This window comes from Ureibacillus galli (genome assembly GCF_014836845.1).
GTDB classification, from domain to species: Bacteria; Bacillota; Bacilli; order Bacillales_A; family Planococcaceae; genus Ureibacillus; species Ureibacillus galli.
In genome coordinates, this window is the sequence record NZ_JACSQA010000040.1 from 21,912 (window position 1) to 27,911 (window position 6,000).

The 6,000-nt window shown below is 32.1% G+C and carries 5 protein-coding genes and 1 pseudogene; 5 read left to right on the top strand and 1 reads right to left on the bottom strand.

The annotated features are described in order from the left end of the window. The first annotated feature begins 655 nt into the window (after positions 1–655). From H9636_RS17555 to H9636_RS19190, 4 genes and pseudogenes are all read left to right on the top strand, one after another. Complete coding sequence (locus H9636_RS17555; RefSeq protein ID WP_191708862.1) at positions 656–1,102, top strand: SRPBCC family protein; 447 nt, start codon at positions 656–658, stop codon at positions 1,100–1,102. Positions 1,103–1,334: 232 nt separating this feature from the next. Next, positions 1,335–2,858, top strand: coding sequence for a DEAD/DEAH box helicase (locus H9636_RS17560; RefSeq protein ID WP_191708863.1), 1,524 nt, complete (start codon positions 1,335–1,337; stop codon positions 2,856–2,858). 58 nt (positions 2,859–2,916) lie between these two features. Next, positions 2,917–3,699, top strand: a complete 783-nt coding sequence (locus H9636_RS17565; protein WP_191708864.1) for a YqhG family protein — start codon at positions 2,917–2,919, stop codon at positions 3,697–3,699. A 118-nt stretch (positions 3,700–3,817) separates the two neighbouring features. Next, positions 3,818–4,648 (top strand): annotated as a pseudogene (locus tag H9636_RS19190) (carbonic anhydrase). Between the two features lie 43 nt (positions 4,649–4,691). Here the strand turns inward: H9636_RS19190 and cbpA are convergent. Then, positions 4,692–5,333, bottom strand: coding sequence for a cyclic di-AMP binding protein CbpA (gene cbpA / locus H9636_RS17580; protein ID WP_191708867.1), 642 nt, complete (start codon positions 5,331–5,333; stop codon positions 4,692–4,694). Positions 5,334–5,519: 186 nt separating this feature from the next. Here cbpA and H9636_RS17585 point away from each other — a divergent pair, with 186 nt between their 5' ends. Further along, a complete protein-coding gene (locus H9636_RS17585) occupies positions 5,520–5,894 on the top strand; it encodes a DUF378 domain-containing protein (protein ID WP_191708868.1) in 375 nt (124 codons plus the stop codon). Positions 5,895–6,000: the final 106 nt, after the last annotated feature.

A 6,000-nucleotide genomic window follows, 5' to 3' on the forward strand; every position in this document is an offset into this window, starting at 1 on the left:
TCACAAATATGTCACAATTATCCTTTTAAGAGTAGACATAATTCTATTTGAAGACTAAAAAATGATTTTTTTTCATGCGTAACCCCAGTTATTTCTAGGAATTATCATATTTTAAAATAATCAAGACTTGTTTTAAAAAACTTAGTAAATTTAAGGTGAATTTGTCAAATAGCCAAATGTCGAAGTCGACACTTTCTCGAATAATGACGATTTTTTTAGAATGCTTGTAGATTTGGAAATAAAAGACTCAGTTGCAAAGTAGTTAGAAAATTAGAAATTTTAAAAGGAAAAATATTATGCTAGAAAACCATTAATTCAAGACTTTTTCGTTGAATTTTGTCTTTTCTCATTACTCCATGGAGTGAATACATAAATCGATTTTGTGAAATGTATAAAATAGTATACATGTATAAAATAGTTTACAAAAGATATTTTATATAATTACTAACAAATTTACAATATTTTTCTTTTTACAATATGCTGAACTTTATGTTACAAATCGAAGTGAAAATTGGATAAATTTGTAACAATTCTATTAGTGGTTATTTTTTTCGAAAAAAGAAAGTAGAAAATACGAATTAAGTTTAAAAAGTGATTGGAAAACTAAAGTTAAAATAGCTAGTATAAAGAGTAAGTGTACATTGGAGGTATCCTTGTGAAATCCTGGTCAAAAGAGATTGAAATACATGCACCAATAGAAAAAGTATGGAAATTATTAGACGGTAATGTAGAGGAGATGCAAAAAATAATGCCTCAAATTGTATCTCATGAACCACTTAAACTGACTTCAAATAAAGTGGGGAGTGTATATCTTCAAAAATATCGAGAAGGTAGACAAATCCAAGAGTATGAAGTGAGAACGTTAGAATATGATAATCAGTCAAACTATAAAAAATTAAAAATTGGATTTAATTTGGCTCATCTCTTTGATATAACGGCACAGTATGAATTAGAAAGAATATCTAACCAAACTACACTCTTTAAATACAGGACAACAAATCAGCCATTGAAATGGTTTTTAAAACCTCTCGTTATGTTTGCATCGGATAAGGTTGTTATTCAATTTGTTGAAAGAGTAAAGAAAGTAGCAGAAGTAGAATGAAAGGACAGATAACCTCTGTCCTTTTCCTTTTTCATCGTTCCTTTATGTTCCTCTTCTACTTAATCGATTCATTCTACAAATAAAAATTCTTCCTATTTAAATTTCTAACGACTTTCTCTTAATTTATAGAAAAATAATTTTCTCGCTGAAATGATTCTTTTATTCCATTGGCCATTCATATATTTTCGTTTTTTGGACAATATAAAAGCTATAACAAGCGAGGTGTCTTCACATGATTATGGAAAGATCGACGAACTGGCGAGAGGACTTTATTAAACGCTTTGAACAAGATGGTCCGTGGGATAGTTGGACCCTTTACAAAATGAGTTACGAAATTGAGAAGATGAATTTAATACCTGAGTTTTCCGGTTTACAAGCCCCGAAATTTTTAACGAATTTGCAACTATTACCACATCAAGTTGAAGCCGCGCAAACGGTTATTGAGAAGATGAATGGAAAAGCAATTTTAGCAGATGAAGTAGGTTTAGGGAAAACGATAGAAGCAGGTTTAATCATGAAGGAGTATATGATACGCGGTTTAGTTAAAAAAGCGCTTATTTTAGTACCAGCATCACTGCAAAATCAATGGGTAACAGAGTTAAATGTACGCTTTTTTATTCCAGCAATCTCTTATCGGAAAAATACACCAATCGATCAATACGATGTGGTGGTTATGAGTATGGATACCGCAAAGAAAAGTCCACATCGAGAAAAAATTTATGAGCAAGATTATGACATGATCATTATAGATGAAGCACATAAACTGAAGAATCATAAAACCCAAATCTATGAATTCGTCCAAAGTTTAAAGAAAAAGTTTTGCTTATTATTAACCGCTACACCCATTCAAAACGATGTATTTGAAATCTTCTATTTAGTTTCATTATTAAAGCCAGGTCATTTAGGAAATTATGAAGCCTTTCAATCTTCGTTTTCCGCTACGAAAAATAGTATAGATGGTGAAAAATATTTAAAAGAACTAGTGAATCAAGTAATGGTAAGAAATCGAAGACATGATACAGGAATCGAATGGACAAGACGTAAAGTTGAAACGATTCCCGTACAGTTTACCTCCCAAGAACAAGAAGTTTACAACATGATTAGCGAATTAAAATCGGTATCATCCATATTTGCAAGTTCTTTTACAATGGTGACTTTACTGAAAGAGATGTGCAGTAGTAAAGAGGCGACATTTTTAACTTTAAATAAAATGATTCAAAAATGCTCCTCAACAGAAGAAAAGAATTATATTGAAGCGATTATTGAAAAGTTAATGAATCTAGAAACGAACGCTAAAGCAGAGAAAGTAATCGAAATTATTGAAAAAGCGCAAGATAAAGTCATTATTTTCACTGAATATCGGGCAACTCAAGCTTATTTACAATGGTATTTATATACCAAGGGAATTACGAGTGTTTTGTTTAATGGTAAATTTAGTAAAAGTAAGCGGGACTGGATGAAACAACTATTCCGAGAACGGGCTCAAGTACTTATTGCAACAGAGTCTGGTGGTGAAGGGATAAACCTTCAGTTTTGTCATCATGTCATTAACTATGATTTACCATGGAATCCAATGAAACTAGAACAAAGAATTGGACGTGTTCATCGTTTAGGACAAGAAGAAGATGTCCATATATATAACCTAGCGATTGAAAATACGATCGAACAAAAAATTTTAGATTTGTTAAGTAGTAAAATTGATGTTTTTGAAAAAGTTGTCGGTGATTTGGATGATATTTTAACACGAAAGGCATAATCGTTTAATCATCATTATCGAAACAATAGAGCTCGTATGAAAAAGGGGTACTAAAATTATGTATGCTGAGGAAATTCATGACTATTTAAAAAGTTTTTTTAAAGAAACGGACTGCGAAGTTCTTCATGATGAGGGACATTTATTAACCGTTCAATTAACAATTGATATTGACAAAAAAATCATGAACCGTCCCTTTTACTGGCAATATATTGAGGCAACAAATAGTACGCCAAATCCAGCCAGACTTACTTTAATTACGAATCGAACGAAGGTAGATAACCCGTTAATGGGGGAAGTTATTCATTTCGGTTCAGGAAGATTAAATCAAATTTTTAAAGCAACAAAAGAACTTGGTTCATTTGTAAAGATGTATCAACAAGTTTCTAATGAGACAGGGAAGCAACAAACGTTAACACCGTATTTTTGTGTCAATTATAAAGTTTCTTATTATTGTGACCAAACAAAGGAAAAGCTTTATTCTTTAGGGATCAATTTAATGAATGGTGAGATTGAAGACAACTTTCATGAATTTGTTAGTCAGTTAAATTTAGCACCGTATCAACCTGATGGCTCTTTTTGTTTGCAATATATCATAAAACCAACAAGAGCATTAGAACGATTGGATGTAATGATCCAGAGTATTATCCAAAACGATGATCATTCTTGGGCTGAAGAAGCAAAAAAACGTTGGATAAAAGAACAAGAAGTTTTAGATTATTTTTATGTAGGTGTAGAAGAAAAACCAGAAAGCTATCAAATCGAGAAAAAAGGTTTAGAAGAACGATTTAACCCTCGAATTAAAGTCGAAATCATTAATGGCGGCTTATTTTATATTAAATAATTATCATTCATATATTCGCATCCATTCGATTTTTCTCCATAAAAATTGGTTTACGTTGAATAGAACGAATAGTAAATTGGCTACCTTGATAAAAAGTACATGAAAAGGAGAAACGTAAATGAGAAGAAGCTACATCTATGCTTTTTTGGTAATTGCCATTGCTGTAGTTGCAGTAAGCTACTTAGTCAATCCTCCTATTGAACAAGCCCCAATAGAAAATGAACAACAGTTAACCGCAAAGGAAGGGGCTTCTTCTAATGTAAAAGTGAATGAATCAAATGAATTGTTGAACGTCAATTCCAACTATGAAGCTTGTGGCAAAGGAACTTTGCAATCACCAATAAACATTGAAGTAAAAGAAACGATTGATGAAGAACAAGCTTTGAAATTAGCGGAACAAATTTCATTAAATTATGATCAAGCGCTTTTTGCCGTAGAAAATAACGGTCATACTATTGAAGCAAATTCAACAACTTTAGATAATTCCCTTCTGATCAACGACAAGGAGTTTAAATTAACTGGGATCCACTTTCATTCACCAAGTGAGCATTAATTAAATGGCCAATACTTTGATATGGAAGCTCAACTTTTCCATGAATCAGAAGAGGGAGAGTTGGCTATTATCGGTTTATTTATTAAAAGTGGCGAGGAAAATGATGTATTAGCGGAAATGTGGGATGAAATACCAGCTAATGGTGATGTAGCAGCGAAATTATTAAACAACCCTATCGATTTACAACAACTATTACCTGCGGATAAAGAAGTATATCAATATGTTGGTTCTTTAACAGCGCCTCCATGTACTGAAGGTGTTAATTGGTTCATTTTAGAGCAGCCAATTGAAATGTCCGATGATCAAATCAATCGATTTAGTGCGATTTTTTTACAAAACAATCGACCAATTCAACAATTAAATGATCGAGAAGTATATAAATTTAATTTAAATTAAAAGGAAATGCGATTGAGAGAAGTTACTCAATCGCATTTTTGATTTAAAATTGATCTTTATTAAATATTTCTACATCGATTAGCCGTGCGCCAACTTTGTGTAGAAGTTCTTCTACTTCTTTTATCGTTTGACTGTTTGCACCTTTTCCTAAAGTGACAATAATTCTCCTTAAATACCAATTATCATCATCGATAGAAAATACACCTTTTATCGTTGATTTTTTCTTTATAAGTGTTAATATTTTTGCTAATATTCCCTCCGTGTCAGGAAGGGCGATGGTTAATGCACAACTACCCGTTTTATATCCCCAAGCTTCTTCCAACAATTCAAAGACTTTTGAATGGGTGATGATACCAGCGAATTGTTGATGTTCATCGACTACAGCTAAGTAGGGTAGTCTTTTAATTGAAAAGAACACTTTAAAAAAAGAACTTTCTTCATAAATATGTCCATCTAAATCTTGAGCAAGCTCCGAAATAGGGGGATCCTCATTTTCTTGTTCTAATAAATGTTCCAAAATCGCTACTTTATATGCATTGCCTACAAATTTTTGCCCATGATCATCCAGAATGGGAATACAACGGAAGCCAGAATCTTTCAGTTTTAATAAGACTGAGGTACAACGATCTGATTCTTTACACCATACTACATCACTTTTTTTCACATATCTCTGTTTAACAATCAATTTTTTCTTCCCTTCTCATTGAGCAATTCCAAATTTTCGTCTTAAAACTGGAAATTTGGGCAAATGATTTTCATCATATTTTAGAATATGACCGAGTATTTCGTTATATTCATGTTTAACAGTATAAATTTACGGGGATTGCAAAAAATAAAGATGCACAATAAAAATTGATTGTAGGAGGTTCACATGGGAATTATTTATCGAATTGCACTTGTTCTCGTCATCATTGGGGCAATTAACTGGGGATTAATCGGTTTATTCAATTTTGATTTAGTCGCGACATTGTTTGGTGGACAAGAAACAGCATTATCAAGAATTGTGTATGGTTTAGTTGGGTTAGCTGGGTTATTGTGTATACCATTGTTATTTAGAGAGTTAAAGGACGATGAAGTGGAACTTGCAGATAATCGTCATTCTAATGCATATACAAATATGAATTACCAAACAGAATTCGGTGAAGAACCTGATTTTACAAAAGAAGAACGAGAACGTGCATTAGAAAATTATAATAATGATGGGAAAGACAATAAAGAAGATAGAAATAAAAATGATCTTGTTTAATTTTAAAAAAGCGTGTGATATTTCACACGCTTCAGATTGTCGACAAAAGGCCTTCAGAATGGTCACATTCTGAAGGCCTTTTGTAATTTTGAACGTTTTTCGGGTA